Origin of the sequence: Actinoplanes utahensis (genome assembly GCF_016862455.1) — a bacterium.
GTDB classification, from domain to species: domain Bacteria; phylum Actinomycetota; class Actinomycetes; order Mycobacteriales; family Micromonosporaceae; genus Actinoplanes; species Actinoplanes utahensis.
The window spans coordinates 1-19,516 of record NZ_BOMZ01000027.1; the positions used below are offsets into that span (position 1 = coordinate 1).

A 19,516-nucleotide genomic window follows, 5' to 3' on the forward strand; every position below is an offset into this window, starting at 1 on the left:
AGAAGCGCTATGCGGCCGGGTGGTCAGGAGAGCGGATCCGGTGCCGGGCGCCCGGTTCTCGCTGGAGCACGTCCGGTCTCAGTCGGTCCAGCGGAGGAAACGGTCGAAGAGTTCGGAGGCGGGCGCGTGGGGCATGTCCCGGGCGGCCTCCTCGAGGTGTTCCCACATCAGCACCGCGAGATCGACCCGGCCGCGGTCGCGCACCAGCTCGGAGCGGGCCGGATGACACGGCCAGGGGCGTCCGCACGAGCGGCAGTCCCAGGAGGGCCGGGCGGGGCTGTGCTCCGCCTGGTTCCCGCTCTCGGTCATGTCCGCTCCGCCCGGTCCCCGTGCTCGGCCGCCGTCGCCCGCACCCGCGTGTCCCACACATTGCGCGTGCATCGCGCACCGGTCAACCGCCGAGGCCACCGGCTCGCCGGTCCGGGTGACCCCCGACCGGGCCATCGGTACTGGTCGTTCCGGCACAGTCACCGTCGGTCGATCGGCCACGGCCCACCGGTCACGCGCGCGCCGTGTCCGGCCGGCACTTGTCCGGCGTCGTTTCGACGCTGCGCAACCTCCCTTTCACGACCAAAAGCCTTGCGGAGGTACGCCGAACCGCAGCCCTCACCGATTCCGGGCATCCCCGGCGCCCACTGACCGGATCCGACAATGCCGACCGCACCCCGCCCGCCCTTGGTGCCGGTGTTCGGGTTCCGTGGGGAGCCTTGAACGAGCCGGGAACCCGCCGGGCCGGATCCCGTCCGCCCTCGAGCGAACCGGGAAGCCGACGGGCCCGGAACCCGTCCGGCGCGAACGAGTAGGCGGCGACGATGAGAGCGATGGGTGGATTTACGCCCTATATGTCCAGGTATTTGGAACCATGGGGAGACGAACAGCGCGCGGCACGAGGACGGTGAGATGGCCTACGACGAGCACCCGGAGGTGGTGCACGAGGGTGGGTTGTACGCGTCCTCGACGGCCTCGACTCCGCAGCGGTCGGCGCAGCGGCGCAAGCAGGCCGTGGTCGGGATCATCGGGGTGGCGGCGGTGCTGGCGGGGGTGGGGTTCCTGGCGATCGAGCTGATGAGCGAGAGTCAGACTCGTCTTCCCGAGCCGGAGGCGGTGGCGCCGTTGACGACCGCGGCCACCACCGCGTCGGAGGGGGTGGAGGTGGAGCCTTCGGTGACCCGTACGCCGAAAGTCACGAAGCACGCCGCACCCGTCGAACGCAGCCCGATGCCCACGCCTGCGGCGAGCCGTGAGGCGAGCCCGGATCCGGGTGCGGCGCGGGCCTCCGTCGCCATCAGTGAGCTGCTGGGAGACCGTGGCGAGATCACCGACCGGACGGAGGCGCTCGGCGACGGCACGATCCGGATCGTGAGCGCGCGGCGGGACCTGAGCGACGAGCGGCGGATGCTCCTCGCACGGGACGAGAGCGCGGACGAGAGCGCGGACGAGAGCGCGGACGAGAACGCGGACGAGAACGCGGACGAGAACGCGGACGAGAGCAAGGACGAGAGCAAGGACGAGAGCAAGGACGACGGCGAGGGCAAGGACGTGGGGCGTGGGGTCCGATGCGCGACCGGGATCCGGTACAGGTCGAGCCTGCCGTCCGCGGCTCCGGGGACGCTGTTGTGCTGGCGCATGTCGGCGCGCCGCAGCGTGATCACGATGACGTCGTCCACGGACGGCGGGTCACCGACCGCGGGCAGCATCGACGCCATCGACCGCGAGTGGGCCCGCCTGGAGTGAACGCGGAAAACCGGGGTGACGCCGGAACCGCGACGGGATCGGAGGATCCCGCCGCGGCCGGCGTGTGAGGTTTCGTCAGGCGACGATCGGGGCGCTGGTGATGCCGCCGATCCGGGTGCTGTCCGGGACGACGATGCGGTAGGTCTGGCCGGGCGTCACGCCGGTGAACGTCACGCGGGCGGAGGCGGTCGGGGCGGTGTAGGTGCCGACGGTCCGCCAGGTGCCGCCGACCCGCTGCTGGATCTCGGTGGCCTGGCCGGCGGCGCCGACGAGGGTGACGCCGAGCTGGCCGCGGGCGGCACGGGCGACGGTGACCGACGCCTTGACCCGGTAGCTGACCGGCGCCGAGGCGGCGCCGTCGGCCGTGGCCTTGAGGACGACCTGGTAGGAGGCGGTCGCCTTGCGGCCGACCTGGACGGTTCCGAGCATGCCGGTGGTGGTGTCGGTGCACGCCTCGGCAGCGCCGGCCTCGGTGACGCAGACCTCGACCTGCTTGCCGGCCTGCGCCTGGCCACCGGCCTTGACGGTGAACGTGGTGGACGTGGTGGCGCCGTAGGTGACCTCGGCCGTGGAGACGTTCGCGCTGATCTCCAGCTTGCCGGTCACCGGCGCGGGCGTGGTCGGGCTCGACGAGGCGGGCGGCGTCGCCGGGGCGGTCGTCACGGGAGCGGTGGTGGGAGCCGTCGTCGGCGCCTTGGTGGGGGCCGTGGTCGGCGCGGTGGTGGGAGCCGTGGTCGGCGCCTTGGTGGGAGCGGTGGTGGGAGCCGTGGTGGGCGGCGTGGTCACCGGGGCGACCGCGGCCAGCGCGGCGACCGGGTCGATCCGGCCGTAGCCGTAGTCGTTGTCGAAGCCCTTGGTGCCCAGGTCGACAGCGGTCTTCTCCAGGGCGGACTCGATCTGGTCCGGCGTGAGGGCCGGGTTGTACGCCTTGAGCAGCGCGGCGATCGCGGCGACGTGCGGCGCCGCCATCGAGGTGCCGCTCATCGTCTTGTACTGGGAGCCCAGGTTGGCCGGGTACGCGCTCATGATGTTGGTGCCGGGCGCGGCGATGTCGACGTAGGAGCCGGCGTTCGAGTAGACGCCGTACTTGTCGGCCGAGTCGGTCGCGGCGACGGCGACGACACCCTCGTCGGCTCCCGGGTACGCGGTCGGGCTGCCCTGCTGGCGGCTGTTGCCGGCCGCGGCGATGACGGTGACGCCCTTGCTGCGGGCGTACTTGACGGCGTTGCTGACCGCGGTGACCTTGGTGGTGCCGCCCAGCGACATGTTGATCACCTGGGCGCCGTGGTCGGCGGCCCAGATGATGCCCTCGGCGGTGTCGGACATGTTGCCGCTGCCCTCGTCGGACAGCACCTTCACCGGCATGATCTTGGCGTGCGGCGCGAAGCCGGAGACGCCCACGCCGTTGCCGGTGACCGCGGCCACGGTGCCGGCCACGTGCGTGCCGTGCCCGTGCCCGTCGGTGGTCATGCCCGCCCGGTCGGCGATCGCGTCGTAACCGCTGACCATGTTGGCTTTGAGGTCGGCGTGCGTGGCGTCCACACCGCTGTCGATGACCGCGACGGTGACGCCGGCGCCCGTCGACTTCTGCCAGGCCTCGGTGGTGCGCAGCTTGCCGAAGTCCCACTGCTGCGACCGGTACGGGTCGGTGCCGGTGGGCACGTCGAGCGCGTACACCTTGGCGTCCATCTCGACACCGACCGCCCCCGCGGCCTGCTGCGCGTCCTTGACCAGCTTGATCGCGGCAGTCTTGTCGGTCGCCTCCCGCACGGTGACGACGGGCTTGCCGTCCTTGCCGACCGTGGTGCTGACGACCCGCGCCGGCTGGGCCTCGGTGACGACCGCCGGAACAATCTGCTCCGGAGCGTCGGTCAGGCCGTAGGTCACCGGGGTCCAGTCCGCGCTGCCGGTGGGCAGAGCGAACACACCGACAGCGGCGAGCGCACCCGCGGCGACGGCACCGACGGCGAACTTACGGATCTGAACCTGCTTCAAAGTATTTCCTCCCCCTCGGAACGACTTCATAAGATTCGCGGGGCAGAGTTGTGGATCCAGTTGTCGGACTGTTGCTCGTCAGTTGTGGATGTATCAGGCGGTCACCGGGGTGCTGGTGACCCCGAGGACGGCGGTGGTGTCGGCGACGACGACCCGGTACTGCCGGCCGCCGGTCGCGCCGCCGATGGTCGCCTTGGCGACCGCGGGGTACTCCAGGACGGTCTGCCACACCCGGTTGGCGTACTGCTGGACCTGCACGTTCTGGCCGCTCGCGCCGTTGACGGTCACCGTGAGCACGCCCTTGCCGGCCCGCTGGACGGTCGCCTGGGCCCGCGCGGTCCAGGTGGCGGCCGGCGAGGTCGCGGCGCTGGTCGTGCCGGTCTCGGACATCTTCACGAAGACCTGAAAACCGGCTTTCGCGGTACGGGGTACGAGCACCGTCCCGGCCGCGGTCGTCGTGGCCGCCGTGCAGGCGGCGGGGGCGCCCGCCTCGGCCAGGCAGACCTCCACCGGCTTGCCGGTCCACGCCTTGCCGGCCACCCGGACGGTGAACGTGGTCGACGTCGCCGAGCCGTAGACGACCTCACGCGCCGTGACGTTGGTGGTGATCAGGGGGTTCAGTTTCGGCGCGCTGGGGCTCGTCGTGACCGGCGCGCTGGTCGTGGGAGCCGTCGTGGGTGCGCTGGTGGCAGGCGCGCTGGTGGTGGGCGTGATCGTGGGCGTACCGGTGGTGGGCGCGGTCGTCGGGGCCTTGGTCGGGGCGGTCGTGGCCGGAGCGGTCGTGGCCGGAGCGGTCGTGGCCGGAGCGGTCGTGGCCGGGGCGGTCGTCGGGGCCTTGGCCGGGGCCGTCGTGGCCGGTGTCGTGGGGGCGGGGGCGACCGCGGCCAGGGCGGCCACCGCGTCGATCCGCCCGTACCCGTAGTCGTTGTCGAACCCGGAGGCGCCCAGGTCGACCGCCGACCGCTCCAGGGCCGCCTCGATCTGGTCCGGCGTCGTCGCCGGCTGATAGGCCTTGAGCAGCGCGGCGACCGCCGCGACGTGCGGCGAGGCCATGGAGGTGCCGTTCAGGGAGGCGTACGCCCTGCCGAGCGCCGTCGGGTACGTGCTGATGATGCCGCTGCCGGGCGCGGCCACGTCCACGTAGCTGCCCCGGTTGGAGTAGGAGGCGAACCTGTCGGCGGAGTCGGTCGCCGCCACCGCGATGACACCCTCGTCCGCACCCGGGTAGGAGGTCGGGCTGCCGGACGTCCGCTCGTTGCCGGCCGCCGCGATCACCGTGACACCCTTGCTGCGCGCGTACTTGACCGCATTGCTGACCGCGGTGACCTTCGTCGGCCCGCCCAGCGACATGTTGATCACCTGGGCGCCGTTGTCGGCCGCCCAGATGATGCCCTCCGCGGTGTCCGAGGAGTAGCCGCTGCCGTTGTCGGCGAGAACCTTCACCGGCAGGATCCGCACGTCCGGCGCGATCCCGGTGACCCCGACGTCGTTGCCGGTGACGGCCGCGATCGTGCCCGCCACATGGGTGCCGTGGCCGTTGCCGTCCCGGCTGGCACCGGCCCGGTTGGTCGTCGCGTCGTAACCGCTGAGCACGTTCGCCGCGAGATCCGGGTGCCGGGGGTCGACCCCGGTGTCGATCACCGCGACCTTGATCCCGGCGCCTGTCGACTTCTGCCAGGCCTCGACCGTGCGCATCTTCGCGATGTCCCACTGCTGCGACCGGTAGGGGTCGGAGCCGGTGGGGACGCCGAGCGCGTACACCGGCGCGTCGATCTCGACGCTCACCGTGTCCTTCGCCTTCTGCGCCTTCTCGACGAGTTTCACCGCGGACGCCTTGTCGGTCGCCTCCGCCACGGTGACGACCGGCTTGCCGTCCGCGCCGACAGTGGTGCTGAGGACCCGCGCGGGCTGCGCCTCCGTGACGGTCGCCGGAACCAGGTCCTCCGGCTTCTGCGCCAGCCCGTAGGTCACCGGCTGCCAATCGTCGCTGCCGGTCGGCAGCACGAAGACCCCCACCGCGGCGAGCGCACCCGCCGCCACCGCCCCGGCAGCGAATCGAACCAGCTGAACCCTCATCGTGGAAGCCCTCCCGTTGGCGATCGGGGAAGAGCATCGGCGGCGCCCCGCGGCGGCGGATCCTTTCCCGGGTTGCCACTCGGTAGCGGTTCAGGGTCCCCTTTCGCGGGTCGCCGCGAGAGGCGGCTCAGGGTGCCCTTTCGCAGGTCGCCACGGGATGACGGTTCAGGCTCTGGACAGCGAGCGGCCCGGCGCCTTCACGGTCGCCGGGCCTATGTTCGATACGCCGGATTCAGTGGCGTACGCCGGATTCAGTTGTTCGGTACGCCGGGTTCAGTAGGGCGCCACGACGAACACCGCGCCGGTGCTCACGACCGTCGGCGCCGCGGCCACCCCGGCACTGGTGCTGCCGTCCTCGACGACCGTGAGGATGTAGGCGCCCTCCGGGATCGGGGTGTCGTCGACGACCGCGCTGTTCGCCGGGCTCAGCTTGTCCTCGGAGAGGTCGAGCGTGCAGACCAGCTCGGTGTCGCTGAGCACCACCGCGTCCCGGCATTCGGCGACACCCCGGTTGGTAGCCGAGGCGTAGGCGCCGCTGACCAGGAACACGTGCGCGTAATCGCTCGTCGGATCCCCTCCCGGCGGCCCGAAGTCGAGCCGGTTGAAGCCGACCCCGCGGATGTCGACGGTCACCATGCGGCCCGCCGGGCTGCTGCCGGGCGAGATCGTGATGCCGTTGGTGTAGGCGAAGAGGATCGGCGAGTCGTCGGTCAACGGGTCGTTGTCCGGGTCGAGGCTGCCGACCGTGCCGCCGGCAGCGGTCACCTCGACCTGCAGGTTCGCGCTCGGCACCCGCGGCGCGGTGATCCCGGTGAGGCTGTTGCCGTTCGCGGCGAGCTTGACGTCGGTCAGCGGCGTGCCCCCGATCGTGACGCTCACCGGTCCCGTGCCGAACCCGACACCGTTCACGGTGACCAGCTGCCCACCGGCTGCCGGGCTGGTCGCCGGGAGGATCGAGGTGATCTTGGGTCGCGCGACCAGGGTGTAGGGAGCCGAGGCCAGCAGAGTGCTGCTGTCCGTGGAGTCGCTGTCATAGACGCAGACGTTCCACTTCGCCATCGTCTGGGCGGCCGCCAGCACCAGTCCACCGGTGTTGATGCCGTTGCCCTGCGGATAGGACCCGGACGGAACCTCGAACGCGACCCTGTTGTACGACACCCGCTTCACATCAGCGGGATCGACCGTCACCACTCCCGCGGTCGTGGTGGTGCCGGTGGCGACGATCTGGGTGACCGGCCGCGCCGTCGCGTTGCAGACCGGCGTGGCGGCCCCGACGAATTGGAATTGAACCGTCGGGACCGTGCCCGCCGCGATCGGAATCGGAACGGCGGAACTCGGCGTGATCACGCCGACGACGAGGTTTCCACCACCGCTCGGGCCACCCGGACTGCTGAGCGTCATCGGTAACGGAGCGGCCTGCGCCGGAGCCGCCGCGGCGACCACGACGAGAGCCGATGCGGCGGCAGAGATCAGGGCGGTTCCCGCCGCCCGGAAGAACGGATGTTGCGACTTGGCCATCGGTATTCACTCCTTGGAAACGGCATCGGGAAGGAGCGTAACGACGCGCCGCCCTTTCTTGCCGAGAGCGCGAGAATAGGCCGTTCACCGATGTTCTCGGCCCATTCGTGATACGCGGGAAAGTAAATGACCGGCGTTGATTCTGGTGCCGCCGGGACGGAAGGAACCCACGACTACTTTTGGTTACCACAGCGGCAGGTGTTTCTCCCTTAAAACGTGGCAAACCGTGCTCGGCAGCAAACGTCGCTGGCTAGTCTGAATTCACTCTCAGTCACGCCGGTGCATGACTCAGCCACCGCAAGGACTGCCGTTTCAGCATGGAAGGACTCGTCCCAATGCCGCTTCTCTCATCGAGGCGTCGACGCAGGGCGGCCGCCGTAGGTGCCGCAGCTGGCCTCGTGGTAAGCGCAACGCTCGCAGGCTCCCCGGCGTACGCCGAGGCCAAGTACGGCGTCACACTCACGGCCGTGAGCCCCACGAAGCTCGCCGCCGGCCTGGCGAACCGGGTCGTCACCCTCACCGGCACCAACTTCGACGAGGACCAGATCCTCAGCATCGACCTCGGCGCCGACGCCGACTGCCAGGCGCTCACCAGCTATGTGGTGACCAGCGCGACCAGCATCGCCGTCAAGACTCCGACCGGTGGCTGCGACGCCGGAGCAGCCGCGCCGGTCACCATCAACCAGACGGAGACCGGCGAGGTCGTCAAGACCGGCGCGATCACCTTCGTGGATCCGCCCACCATCACGGCCTCCAACCCGATCTCCACCGAGAACAGCGCGGCGCTCGACGCCGCGGACCGGGTGACCAAGCTGAGCACCACCGGCGGGCAGGTGATCCGGATCAAGGCAGGCAGCGGCACCACGTTCACCGGGCAGTCGGGCGCGGCGCTCTCCGGCACTTTCGGCGGCAAGGCGCTGACCACCGTGGGCTTCCTGGACAACGCCGGCGCCCCGCAGCTGGCCTCGGCCGCCGGTAACGCCGGCAACTACTGGATCGCGCGGACCGGCACCGGCCTGTCGGCGGCGAGCAACACCCTCACCATCAACCTGAACGGCGTCTCGAAGACCTTCTCCTCCGCCGACACCGGGCTCACCATCGCGCCCATCCCGACGGTCACGTCGCTGGACGTCACGTCGGGCAAGGCGAAGACCGCCACCACTGTCAAGATCACCGGCACCAACTTCACCGCCACGGCGGCCGACTGGCGGGTCGAGTTCTGCGGCGAGGACGTGACGCCCAGCGCCGCGACCACCACGCAGCTGACGGTGACCACACCCGCCACCATCGGTGACGAGGTCGGCTTCCCGGACACCGTCTGGGAGGGCGTCTGCCCGGTCCGGGTCTACCCGGCGGCTACTCCGGCCAACATCAGCCCGGTCAGCCCCGGCAGCTTCTTCACCTACCTCACCACCTGAGTCTCATCCTGCTCGAAAAGGAGAGGCCGGCGCTCGCATCGAGCGCCGGCCTCTCCTTTTGTGCTGCCACCGACACGGACATCGTCCGCGAAATATCGGTTTCGTGAGCAATAGTCCGGATCGACTGTGACGATGGGGCTTCGGGGCCCGCTCACGGCGGACACCCCGTCGATGAGATCGCGAACGATGGGAAGACATGATGCCCGACGCCAACCACGGCGCGGCCGGGGACAGCCCGGCCCAGGCCATCCGGCGCAAGTCGCGACGGCGCAAGGCCGTCATCGGGGTCACCGGCCTCGCCCTCGCCCTCGGCACCGGCTCCTACGTCCTCGCCGAGAGACTCACCGCCGGAGACGAGGCGGAACAGCGGGAAGTGATCGCGCAGCCGCTGCCGGGAGCCGAGCCGGCCTCGCCGGAGGCGAGCCCGCCGGCCCCGACGGCCGGGGCGCAGGCAGCCATGCCGGAGACCGAGAAGCCGGCCCCGCAGGTCTCGGCGGAGATCATGGCCGCTCGCAGCCGGGCGGCCGCCGACGGTCACGAACTGCAGCGCGCCCGAGGCCACACACCCAAGCTGACCAGCGACGACGTGACTGTTACGCAGTCCGGGTCGCTGGAGCAGGGGCACACCCTCAAGGTGGTCTCCGCCCGTGGCGACCTGACGGACTACGAGGAGCTCGGCTGGCTCGGTGACCAGCCCAAGCCGGCCGGGAAGACGGACTGCACGCAGAAGTTCCAGCTCGCCACCGACCGGGAGCCCACCGAGCGGCCCACCCTGCTGCTCTGCTGGCGGATCACGGCGCAGAAGAGCGCCTACACCGTCGCCGTCAACCTGAAGGGCCGCCCCGATCGGAAGGAGAGCGTGGCCGCGCTGGAGAAGGCCTGGTCCAAGCTCTCCTGAGCAACGTTCGCAGAGAAGCCGCCGGCCGCGTGACACGGCCGGCGGCTTCGTCTCCCCGAAGGAGCAACGGGTGCGGCCCGGGGCGTTCGCCCCGGGCCGCGTTACGCGTTACGTCGCTGTCAGAAGTCGGCGACGGTGAAGGTGGAGCCGCTGGAGACCACGCTCACGGAAGCCGTGCCCCCGAAGAGGGCGTCCACACCGCCGTCGCTGACGACGGCCAGCGAGTACGTCCCGACGGGGACGACGACATCCGTGCCGGTCTGCGCCGCGCCGCTGGTCTGGACCAGGTGCCCGCCGGCCAGGTTCAGCTTGCAGAACAGCTCGTTGCCGCCGATGATCGCCGGGGTGAGGCACTCGGCGCGCGGGCCCGAGCCGGCCGTCCAGGCGGTGCCGCTCGCCGCCAGGTAGTTGTTCTGCGGGCAGATCACCGGGCTGGCTGACGTGCAGGCCCGCGAGCCGTCCAGAAGCCACACCCGCGCCTCGTTGTCGGACGGGCCGGTGTAAGCGGCGGTGGGCCAGGTGTAGCTCTCGAAGCCGGTGCCCCGGACGTTGACCCAGACGTTGTTCTGCTTGTTCGAGGCCGTGTTCGGGGTGACGTCGATGGCGTTCAGGAAGTCGAACTGGCCCGCGAGGGTGTCCGAGCCGACCTCGGTCTTCACCACCAGCGCCACGTCGTTCTCACCGGCGTGAGCCGGCGTGACAGCGGTGAAGGTGTTGGAGTTGATCGCCGTGATGTTCGTCATCGGCAGGCCACCGAGCGTCGCGGTGATGTTGCCGGAGACGGTGGAGAGGTTGGTGCCGGTGATCGTCACCGTCTCGCCGCCCCGCGACGAGCCAGCGCCCGGGCTGATCCCGGTCACGTCCGGCGGTGTCGTCGCCGTGTAGGTCGCGTGGGCGATGATCCGGCTGAGCGGGTTGGTGCTGGTACTGGTGTAGACGCAGACGTTGTACGGGATCGCCGACGTCGTCACGCCGGCCGGCAGCGTGACCGCGGCACGGTTGTTGGCGCTCTTGAGAACACTGGCGGTCACATACCCCGTCGTGCTGGTGGGATACGTCGTCGGGCACCTGCCCGTCGACGGCCCGTAAAGCGCCGCGGGCGCGCTGACACCGGTCAGGAAATCGGTGGTGGAGGACATGGTCAGCGCCGCAGTCGTCGAACCCGGACCGCCGATGGCGGTGTTCAGGGTGACGGTGGGGAGGGTGACGGTGTAGGTCGGTACGAGCGAGTCGGGCGCGGTGCCGGCGACGACCGCGCTGGTGTGGCTGTACACGCAGATGCCGTAGTTCGTGGCGCTACCGAGTTGGCCGCCGACACCCACCGGCACGGTGGCCGTCGCTACGCTGGTAGACCCGGAGTTGGGAACCAGCGTGGCGTCCATGGCCGCGTCAGCCGCGCCCCAGGTTGCGGGGCAGCCATCCTCCCGCGGCACCCAGCGGGCGATGTTGTACGCCTCGAGCGGGGCCGCCGCCGGCGCGGTGATGGTGACCGTGTTGCCACCACCGCTCGGACCCGTGGCCGGGTTGGTGGTGCCGGTCGGCAGGAGCGTGTAGGTGAGGGTCGGAGTCGCATCGTTCAGCAACGCGCTGGTGCTCGCGGTGCCGGCGTAGGCGCAGATGTTGTAGGCCCGCGCCGCACCGGCGTTCAGCGTCGCCGTGGTCGGCACCTGGAAGGTGGCGGACGTGCCGCTGACCCGCACCGGGTTGGTGCCCGCGAACGAGACCGCCGGCGAGGCGGCGGTCGTCGTGTAGGTGGCGGGACACGACGCCAGAGTGGTCAGGATGACGCCGACCGTGGTGCCGGTGAAGAAGTTCGACGGCGCCGTCAGCGTGACGGTGGTGCCCGTGGTGCCGAAGGACGGCGCCGCCGACGTGATGGCCACGGCTTGGGCGGCCGTCGGCGCGGCGAGCAGGGCGGCCCCCACCGTCCCCGCGGTGAGCCCGGCCGCGAGCAGCCGGGATGTGGTACTGGACTTACGCATGCGAGGTCCTCCTACGGGTCCCCTTGGGACCACGTCGCTGGATGTGTCGGGCCCTGGCGTCCGGTGAACCGTCGCGGGCCATTCGCCGGAAGCGTAACGATTCGCGGAGGTTCGCCAGGTAATTCTCAGAAACATGCTCATATGTCAGACTGCACCGATCGAAGCCGCTAGGCTTCCGCCGCCCGACGACCGGGCGCGAGGCACGACCGCGACCGATATCGCTCAGGAATGCGTCAGGTTTGGCACGCCTAAATTGTTTTAAGTAAGGCTTGCCTTAGCATTCTTGATTTTTGAGATAATGGCGCGAAAAGTGTGTGCGGATCCGAAAGAATGGATACATTCGGCGAGGAGCCTCATAACCTGCCGGCCTAGGGAGATTCGTCGTGACCCAGATGATGAACATGCCGCGCGTGCAGACCTGCACCGTGACGGACTGTGGGTACAACCACGATGGCTGCACCGCGTTCGCCATCACCATCAGTGAGAGCAACTCGGCCTGCGACACGTTCGCCGGCGCCGGGCTCTCCGGTGGGATGGGCATCGCGACCGCTCAGGTGGGCGCCTGTAAACGCGCCGACTGCACGTACAACAAGAATCTCGAGTGTCAGGCGCCGGCGATCACCGTGGGCGCGTCCGCGGACAAGGCGGACTGCCTCACGTACCAGCACGCCTGACCGTTTCCGGATCGACGCCCGCCGTCCCGCATCGCGCGGGGCGGCGGATTTTTTGTGCCCGTACTCGGTTGACGGGTGGATCGAGGCGCGCTAGGTTCACCTCAAGTCGAGTAATACTCAAATCGAGAAGAACTCAGATCAAGAACAACTCGGAGCGAGAAGGACCACGCGGATGGATGAGGCCGGCTTCCTGGCGGCGTACGACCCACGGGACTACCCGGCGGTCGCGGTGACCGTCGACGTGGTGGCGCTGACCATCCGCGACGGCCGGCTCAGCGTTCTGCTGGTCGAGCGCGGCACGTCGCCCTTCGCCGGTCACCGGGCCCTTCCGGGCGGCTTCGTCCGCGAGGAGACCCTGGAGCAGGCGGCACTGCGGGAGCTGGCCGAGGAGACCGGGCTGGCCGGCCAGGTGGACGCGTCGAGGGCCGAGGGGGACCTCGACCGCGTCCACCTGGAGCAGCTCCAGACGTACGGGCAGCCTCAGCGGGACCCCCGGATGCGGGTCGTCTCGGTGGCCTACCTGGCGTTCGCGCCGAGCCTGCCCGAGCCGACCGCGGGCAGTGACGCGGCCCGCGCCTTCTGGGTGCCGGTGGACGAGGCGAAGGATCTGGCCTTCGACCACGACGAGATTCTCGCCGACGGCCTGGAGCGGGCCCGGGCGAAACTGGAGTACACGCCGCTCGCCACCGCCTTCACCGGGCCGGAGTTCACCATCGGCGAGTTGCGGCAGGTCTATGCGGCGGTGTGGGGCGAGGACCTGCACGCCGGGAACTTTCACCGGAAGGTGCTGTCGGTTCCGGGGTTCGTGGAGAGCACCGGTGCGACGACGGCGCGGGGCGGGGAGCGGGGCGGGCCGAAGGCGAAGCTGTACCGGGCGGGGGATGCCCGGCTGCTGCACCCCGCTCTGCTGAGACCGACGAGAGAGGACCGGGTCAGGTGACGCAGACGACGTTCAGAACCGAGCCGCCGCGGATGGGGGGGCCGTCCTTCGAGGAGGCGGTCCAGCGGATCACGGCGGCGCAGAGCTTCCGGGATCTGCAGGGTCCGACGGTGAGCGGCTCGGCGTACAAGAAATGGGCGAAACTGGTCCACCCGGACGCCGTGAGCGCGGCGCGGCGCGCGACCGCGACCGACGCCTTCGCCAGGCTCTCCGCTCTGTACAAGAAGGCGGAGAAGGCGCCGGTGCTGCCCGGCCGCCGCCGCGCCTACCGGATGGGTGAGGCGTTCGCGGCCGGTGACATCACCGAGCTGTACGCGGACGGCGCCGCCCTGATCAAGGTGCCGCGCCATCCGGCCGACAACGATCTCCTCGCGACCGAGGCGGAGGCGCTGCGCCGGCTGTGGAGCCACGGCGACCCGAAGTTCCGGCCGTACGCGGCGCGCCTGATCGAGAGTTTCCTCTGGGAGGACGCCCAGCGCCGGCGGCGGCGGGTGAACGTGGTCGAGTTCCAGCGCGGCATGATCAGCCTCGACCGGATCCGCGGCCCGAGGGACGCCCAGGACGTGGCCTGGATATGGCGCCGGCTGCTGGTGGCCGTCGGCTGGGCGCACCGGGCGGGGGTGACCCACGGCGCGATCCTGCCGGAGCACGTGCTGATCCATCCGCAGGACCGTGGGGTGGTTCTGGTCGATTGGTGCTATGCGGGCCATCGACCGAAGGCGATAGTGAAGGCACGGATGTCCGACTACCCGCCGGAGGTGCTGCACGACAGTCTCGCCGGACCCGCCACCGACATCTACATGGTGACCAGGCTGATGACACGGCTGATCGGGCCGCGGATACCGCAGCCGCTGCGCCTGTTCGCGGCCGGCTGCATGTACGCCGCGCCCCGGATGCGACCGCAGGACGCCTGGTCGTTGCTGGGCGAGTTCGACGAATTGCTTCACCACCTTTACGGCCCGCGCAAGTTCCGGCCGTTCGTCGCATAGGAGGACAACATGGGAAGCGGCAACTGGTCCACCGATGTCTACAGCGCGGCGGCGAACTATCGTGCCGCCACCGGGGCGAGCGCTTTCGCGTACAGCGACGGCGGAGCCCGGACGGTCCACCCGGATCTCGACCCGCACGGTGTGTTCATGCGAGAGAGCCGGGACAGCGACGAGCACCCGTTCAGCACCCCGATCGCGGTCCTCTTCGACGTGACCGGGTCCATGGGCCACGTACCGCGTGCCCTGCAGACCAAGCTCCCCCAGCTGCTCGGCTTGCTGACCCGCAAGAACTACGCGATCGACCCGCAGATCATGTTCGGGGCGATCGGCGACGCCACGTGCGACCGGGCGCCGCTGCAGGTGGGGCAGTTCGAGTCGGACAACCGGATGGACGAGCAGCTGGAGAAGATCGTCCTGGAGGGTGGCGGCGGCGGTCAGAAACACGAGTCGTACGAGCTGGCGCTGTATTTCATGGCCCGGCACACGGTGCTCGACTCGATGATCAACCGCGGCCGGCGGGGATACCTGTTCCTGATCGGGGACGAGATGCCGTACCCGCGGGTCAAGCCGCGTGAGGTGAAGGCGGTCATCGGCGACGAGCTGGCCGAGCCGATCCCGATCGAGGCGATCCTGGCGGAACTCAAGCGCAAGTTCGACGTGTACTACATCATTCCGACCGCGGCGCACCACAGCGGCGACCGGGAGATCCTGAGCCGCTGGCGCAAGCTGCTCGGGCAGAACGTCCTGGAGCTCGACGATCTGGACGCGGTCTGCGAGACGATCGCGCTCACGGTCGGCCTCGGCGAGGACGCCATCGACCTGCACGAGGGCCTCGACGATCTGACCGACGTCGGCTCGCGCGCCGGTGACTCGGTGGGCCGGGCCCTGGCCCCGCTGCAGCGCACGCCGGTGGTGCGGTCGACGTTCGAGATCGCCGGCGGCCCGGGCGGGAACCAGCGCCTGTGAGACGGCGGCCCCGGCCGGATCCAGCGGTTGTGAACGAGCACGTGGCCGTGGTCGATCTCGGCTACGGCGACGCCGGCAAGGGCACGGTGGTCGACGCGCTGTGCGCGGCCTCGGAGAGACGGGCCGTCCTGCGCTTCAACGGGGGAGCGCAGGCCGCGCACAACGTGATCACCGAGGCGGGCCGGCATCACACGTTCGCCCAGTTCGGGTCGGGCACGCTGCGGGGCGTGCCGACCCACCTGACGCGGTTCATGGTGGTGGACCCGCTGGCGCTGGCGGGCGAGGCGGCAGCGCTCGGCAATCCCTTTCACCTGCTCACGGTCGACGGGGATGCGCTGCTCGCCACGCCGTGGCATCGCGGAGCGAACCGTCGACGGGAGCTCGCGCGTGGCGGCTCCCGGCACGGTTCCTGCGGCATGGGCGTGGGCGAGACGATGGCGTACGCCCTGGAGCACCCCGACGCTCCGCGGGTGAGCGACGTCCTCTCCCCCGCTCGTCTTCGGCGCCGTCTCGCCGCGGTGCGGGACGCTCTCGGCGACGGTCCCCCCGTCGACGACGTGGTCGACGCCTTCACCGCGTTCGGCGAGGCTGTCCGCATCGTCGGGGACGACTGCACCGAGCGGCTTCTCACGGAGGGCCCCTGCGTCTTCGAGGGGGCTCAGGGCGTGCTGCTGGACGAGTGGCGCGGCTGGCACCCGCACACGACGTGGTCGACGACGACGTTCGACAACGTCGCGGCGCTCTGTCCGGATTTCCTGAGACTCGGGGTGGTACGCACGTACACCACCCGGCATGGCGCGGGGCCCTTCGTCACCGAGGCCGAGCTGGGCCTGGCGGAGGCGCACAACGGAAGGGACCCCTGGCAGGGGGAGTTCCGGACCGGCCACTTCGACGCCGTCGCCCACCGTTACGCCGTCGAGGTCGCCGGCGGCGTCGACGCTCTCGCGATCACCCACCTGGACGCCCCGGACCGCTCCCCCGGTCTGCGGATCTGCACTTCCTACCGGATCGACGGCGGGACCTGGGACCGCATCGAGCCCGGCCCCCCTCGCGATCTGGCCCACCAGGAGCGGCTCGGCGAACGCCTGCGGCGGGCCGTGCCGGGCGAGTGTCACCGCCCGGACGACTGGTCCGCGGCGATCGCCACCCACCTGGGCGCCCCGGTCCTTCTCGAGTCCACCGGCCCGCGCTCGACGGACAAGCGGATGTATCCGCTCGGCGTACCAGCCCTGACGTAGATCCCGGCGTGTGGAGTCGCGGCGCGCACCGCGGCCGCACTCCACACGCGGGACGCGGGGGTCAGGAGACCGGGGTCAGCAAAAAGAGCGGGATGACCCGGTCGGTCTTCTTCTGGTAGTCCGCGTACGGCGGGTAGGCGGCGACCGCCCGCTCCCACCAGATCTCCCGCTCCTCGCCGGAGATCTCGCGGACCGTGTAGTCCTGCTTCCGCGGGCCGTCCTGCAGCTCGACCAGCGGATTGGCCCGGATGTTGTGGACCCAGACCGGATGCTTCGGGGCGCCGCCGAGAGAACCGACAGCGAGGTACTCCCCGTCGTGCTCGACCCGCATCAGCGGAGTCTTGCGCAGCTTGCCGCTCTTGGCGCCGACGTTCGTCACCACGACGATCGGCATGCCCTGGATGTCGTTGGCCTCGGCACCATTGGAAGCCTCGTACTTCTCTGCCTGATTGCGCGCCCAGTCGGAACTGCTGGGGGCGTACTCACCCGTCAATGGCATGATCCCGACCCTACCTCGCGCTCCCGGATCGCACCGGCCACGAGCCCGCTTCGCACTGCGACGGCCGCACCTTTGTCCACACGGGCCCGCCACGGACGGACGGCTCACGACGGAGGGTGGACCGGATGCGCCGCAACGTACTCGCTGGTGGGCTCGCGGCGATCATCGCCGCCTCGGTGGGCGCCATCGCTCTCCCCACCGGCAGCCACGCGTTCTCCCCCGTCTCGTACGGGCTGGCCCTGCCCGCCTCGGTGACCCCGGCGAACCCGGTCCGGATCGTCACGACCACCCTGGACGCGACCGGCCGCCCGGTCTTCACCGTGCAGGAGGCCGCCGACCGGGCGCACGCCACCCGGATCGCCGCCGCCGCACACGACGGCGCCGCCCCGGTCGCCGTCGAGGTCGACGTCCCGGTCCACGCCCTCGATCTGGTGTCGGCGGCCGGTGACCCCTACAGCGTGCACCAGTACGAACTGGCGAAGCTCGGCATGGAGCGGGCCTGGCGGTCGAGCACCGGCGCCGGTGTGGTGGTCGCCGTCATCGACAGCGGTGTGCAGGGTTCGCACCCCGACCTGGCGGGCCAGGTCCTGGCCGGTTACGACGCGATCGGGAACGTGGCGGGCGGCGACACCGACGGCAACGGGCACGGCACCCATGTGGCCGGCACCATCGCCGCCGTGGTCGGCAACGGCGTGGGCGTGGCCGGGCACGCCCCGAACGCGAGGATCCTGCCGGTCAAGGTGCTCGGCGCCAACGGCGAGGGCACCACCGCGGACACCGCCGAAGGCATCGTCTGGGCCGCCGACAACGGCGCCCAGGTCATCAACCTGTCGCTCGGCTCCAGCGTCGCCACCAGGGCCGAGGAGGCGGCGATCCGCTATGCCCGGAGCAAGGGCGTCACGGTCGTCGCCGCGGCCGGCAACGAGCGCCGGGACGGCAACCCGGCCAGCTACCCGGCCGCGTACGACGGGGTGATCGCGGTGGCCGCCAGCGACGCGTACGACGAGGTCGCCCCGTTCTCCAACTTCGGCGACTACGTGGACGTGGCCGCGCCCGGCGTCGCGATCATGAGCACCTACCCGGCCGGGCTCGTGAAGGACGGCGGCGCGTACGTGAAGATGAGCGGCACGTCGATGGCGGCGCCGCACGTGGCGGCGGTGGCGGCGCTGGTCGAGGCGTACCGGCCGGAGTTCGGCCCGGACCGCGTCGAGCAGGTGCTGGAGGATTCGGCAGTCGATCTCGGCGCGCCCGGTTTCGACACCGACTTCGGCAACGGGCTGGTCGACGCCGCCGACGCGATCCACCTGGCCGGCGGCGGCAGCGTTGAGAACGGTGGCGGCGACAGCGGCGGCGACGTCGGCAGCGGAGACGGCGTTGGCAGCGGGGACGGCGTTGGCAGCGGGGACGGCGGCTCGGTCGACCAGCGGATGGCGCCGGTCATCACGCCGAGCGCGAACGGCCGGACGGTCGTGCACGGCGCCAGGACCAGCACCGCCTTCACGATCGCCGACAGCTCGGGACCGCTGGCCGGGGTGAACCTGGACGCCTGCGTCTCGGCCGGCGGCGGCGCCTGGCGATGCGTGCCGGGCCGGGCCGACACCCGCGGCGGGTACGTCGTCACGCATGTCGCCACCGGCTCCTTCAAGGTCCGGGTGACCGTGCCCGAGGGCCCGAAGACACTGGCGGGCTCGGCGACCGCGTCGTACACGGTCAAGGCCGCGGTCAAGGCCGTCCGCACCGCCAAGGGCGTGCTCACCGTGCGGGTCACCGGCGCGGCCGGGCAGAAGATGACGCTGCAGCGGCTCGTGAACGGCAGGTGGGCGGCCGCGAGGACCTTCACCGCGACGGCCACCCGCAAGATCAGCGGGCTGGTGAGCGGCGGCAGTTACCGGGTGGTGCTGGCGTCCGGCCCGGCGATCCAGGGCGTGACCAGCGGCACGGTCAAGGCCTGACACGTTCGGTGACGCTCGTGAGGTTTACTCGTACCCCATGAGCATCATCTCCCGGGGTTTCGGTGGGCGGCGGCGTGAGCCGTCGCCCGACCTGCCGCCCGGCCAGTACCTCGCCCACGATTTCCCGGTCCTCTCCGCGGGGCCGACGCCGAGGATCCCCCTCGACCGCTGGCACTTCTCGATCGTCACCGAGACCGGCGAGAAGCACACGTGGAACTGGGCGGAGTTCACCGCCCTGCCGGCCGAGGAGTTCACGGTCGACATCCACTGCGTCACCAAGTGGTCGAAGCTCGGCACCTCCTGGAAGGGCGTCTCCCTCGACACCCTGTTCGAGGACGTGGAGACCGCCGGGGACTACGCGATGGCGCACAGCTACGGCGGCTACACCACGAACGTCCCCCTCGAGGATCTCCTCGACGGCAAGGCCTGGATCGCGTACGAGTACGACGGCGAGCCTCTCCACCCCGAGCACGGCGGCCCGGCCCGGCTGCTGATCCCGCACCTGTACTTCTGGAAGTCGGCCAAGTGGGTCGACGGGCTGCGGATGATGCACGAGGACGAGCCCGGCTTCTGGGAGGACGCCGGCTACCACATGTACGGCGACCCCTGGCGCGAGCAGCGCTACCACGGCGACTGA

General features: G+C 70.6%; 16 protein-coding genes. 10 read left to right on the top strand and 6 right to left on the bottom strand.

The window, feature by feature from the left end:
* Nucleotides 1–78: 78 nt before the first annotated feature.
* Nucleotides 79–309, bottom strand: coding sequence for a hypothetical protein (locus Aut01nite_RS08700; RefSeq protein WP_043529344.1), 231 nt, complete (start codon nucleotides 307–309; stop codon nucleotides 79–81).
* A 591-nt stretch (nucleotides 310–900) separates the two neighbouring features.
* On the opposite strand from Aut01nite_RS08700, the gene Aut01nite_RS08705 reads away from it, so the two are divergent.
* Nucleotides 901–1,734 carry a hypothetical protein gene (locus tag Aut01nite_RS08705; RefSeq protein ID WP_204037475.1) on the top strand — a complete coding sequence of 278 codons (834 nt, stop codon included), beginning with the start codon at nucleotides 901–903 and terminating at the stop codon, nucleotides 1,732–1,734.
* 75 nt (nucleotides 1,735–1,809) lie between these two features.
* On the opposite strand, the gene Aut01nite_RS08710 is transcribed toward Aut01nite_RS08705, so the two are convergent.
* The 3 genes from Aut01nite_RS08710 to Aut01nite_RS08720 form a co-directional block, all read right to left on the bottom strand.
* Nucleotides 1,810–3,729: a S8 family peptidase gene (locus Aut01nite_RS08710; RefSeq protein WP_236642978.1), complete on the bottom strand. Its 1,920-nt coding sequence runs from the start codon at nucleotides 3,727–3,729 to the stop codon at nucleotides 1,810–1,812.
* Between the two features lie 93 nt (nucleotides 3,730–3,822).
* A complete protein-coding gene (locus tag Aut01nite_RS08715; RefSeq protein WP_043529349.1) occupies nucleotides 3,823–5,805 on the bottom strand; it encodes a S8 family peptidase in 1,983 nt (660 codons plus the stop codon).
* A gap of 273 nt (nucleotides 5,806–6,078) precedes the next feature.
* A complete protein-coding gene (locus Aut01nite_RS08720) occupies nucleotides 6,079–7,323 on the bottom strand; it encodes an IPT/TIG domain-containing protein (RefSeq protein ID WP_043529352.1) in 1,245 nt (414 codons plus the stop codon).
* Between the two features lie 467 nt (nucleotides 7,324–7,790).
* Here Aut01nite_RS08720 and Aut01nite_RS08725 point away from each other — a divergent pair, with 467 nt between their 5' ends.
* On the top strand, nucleotides 7,791–8,741 hold the full coding sequence (locus tag Aut01nite_RS08725; protein WP_043529353.1) for an IPT/TIG domain-containing protein: 951 nt from the start codon (nucleotides 7,791–7,793) through the stop codon (nucleotides 8,739–8,741).
* Between the two features lie 196 nt (nucleotides 8,742–8,937).
* A complete protein-coding gene (locus tag Aut01nite_RS08730) occupies nucleotides 8,938–9,639 on the top strand; it encodes a hypothetical protein (RefSeq protein ID WP_043529355.1) in 702 nt (233 codons plus the stop codon).
* A 119-nt stretch (nucleotides 9,640–9,758) separates the two neighbouring features.
* On the opposite strand, the gene Aut01nite_RS08735 is transcribed toward Aut01nite_RS08730, so the two are convergent.
* Nucleotides 9,759–11,621: an IPT/TIG domain-containing protein gene (locus Aut01nite_RS08735; protein ID WP_043529357.1), complete on the bottom strand. Its 1,863-nt coding sequence runs from the start codon at nucleotides 11,619–11,621 to the stop codon at nucleotides 9,759–9,761.
* Between the two features lie 383 nt (nucleotides 11,622–12,004).
* On the opposite strand from Aut01nite_RS08735, the gene Aut01nite_RS08740 reads away from it, so the two are divergent.
* The 5 genes from Aut01nite_RS08740 (at nucleotide 12,005) to Aut01nite_RS08760 (ending at nucleotide 16,428) form a co-directional block, all read left to right on the top strand.
* Entirely contained in the window at nucleotides 12,005–12,295 is a 291-nt protein-coding gene (locus tag Aut01nite_RS08740; RefSeq protein ID WP_083999609.1) for a DUF1540 domain-containing protein, read from the top strand.
* Between the two features lie 172 nt (nucleotides 12,296–12,467).
* Nucleotides 12,468–13,235 carry an NUDIX hydrolase gene (locus Aut01nite_RS08745; RefSeq protein WP_043529359.1) on the top strand — a complete coding sequence of 256 codons (768 nt, stop codon included), beginning with the start codon at nucleotides 12,468–12,470 and terminating at the stop codon, nucleotides 13,233–13,235.
* A gap of 32 nt (nucleotides 13,236–13,267) precedes the next feature.
* Nucleotides 13,268–14,224, top strand: a complete 957-nt coding sequence (locus tag Aut01nite_RS08750) for a protein kinase family protein (RefSeq protein WP_043529407.1) — start codon at nucleotides 13,268–13,270, stop codon at nucleotides 14,222–14,224.
* A gap of 9 nt (nucleotides 14,225–14,233) precedes the next feature.
* Nucleotides 14,234–15,190 carry a hypothetical protein gene (locus Aut01nite_RS08755; protein WP_043529361.1) on the top strand — a complete coding sequence of 319 codons (957 nt, stop codon included), beginning with the start codon at nucleotides 14,234–14,236 and terminating at the stop codon, nucleotides 15,188–15,190.
* Between the two features lie 29 nt (nucleotides 15,191–15,219).
* Nucleotides 15,220–16,428, top strand: coding sequence for an adenylosuccinate synthetase (locus Aut01nite_RS08760; protein ID WP_043529362.1), 1,209 nt, complete (start codon nucleotides 15,220–15,222; stop codon nucleotides 16,426–16,428).
* 61 nt (nucleotides 16,429–16,489) lie between these two features.
* Here Aut01nite_RS08760 and Aut01nite_RS08765 read toward each other — a convergent pair whose 3' ends face one another.
* Nucleotides 16,490–16,927, bottom strand: coding sequence for a nitroreductase family deazaflavin-dependent oxidoreductase (locus tag Aut01nite_RS08765; protein WP_043529364.1), 438 nt, complete (start codon nucleotides 16,925–16,927; stop codon nucleotides 16,490–16,492).
* A gap of 125 nt (nucleotides 16,928–17,052) precedes the next feature.
* On the opposite strand from Aut01nite_RS08765, the gene Aut01nite_RS08770 reads away from it, so the two are divergent.
* Entirely contained in the window at nucleotides 17,053–18,879 is a 1,827-nt protein-coding gene (locus Aut01nite_RS08770) for a S8 family serine peptidase (RefSeq protein ID WP_043529409.1), read from the top strand.
* A gap of 37 nt (nucleotides 18,880–18,916) precedes the next feature.
* On the top strand, nucleotides 18,917–19,516 hold the full coding sequence (locus Aut01nite_RS08775) for a sulfite oxidase-like oxidoreductase (protein ID WP_043529366.1): 600 nt from the start codon (nucleotides 18,917–18,919) through the stop codon (nucleotides 19,514–19,516).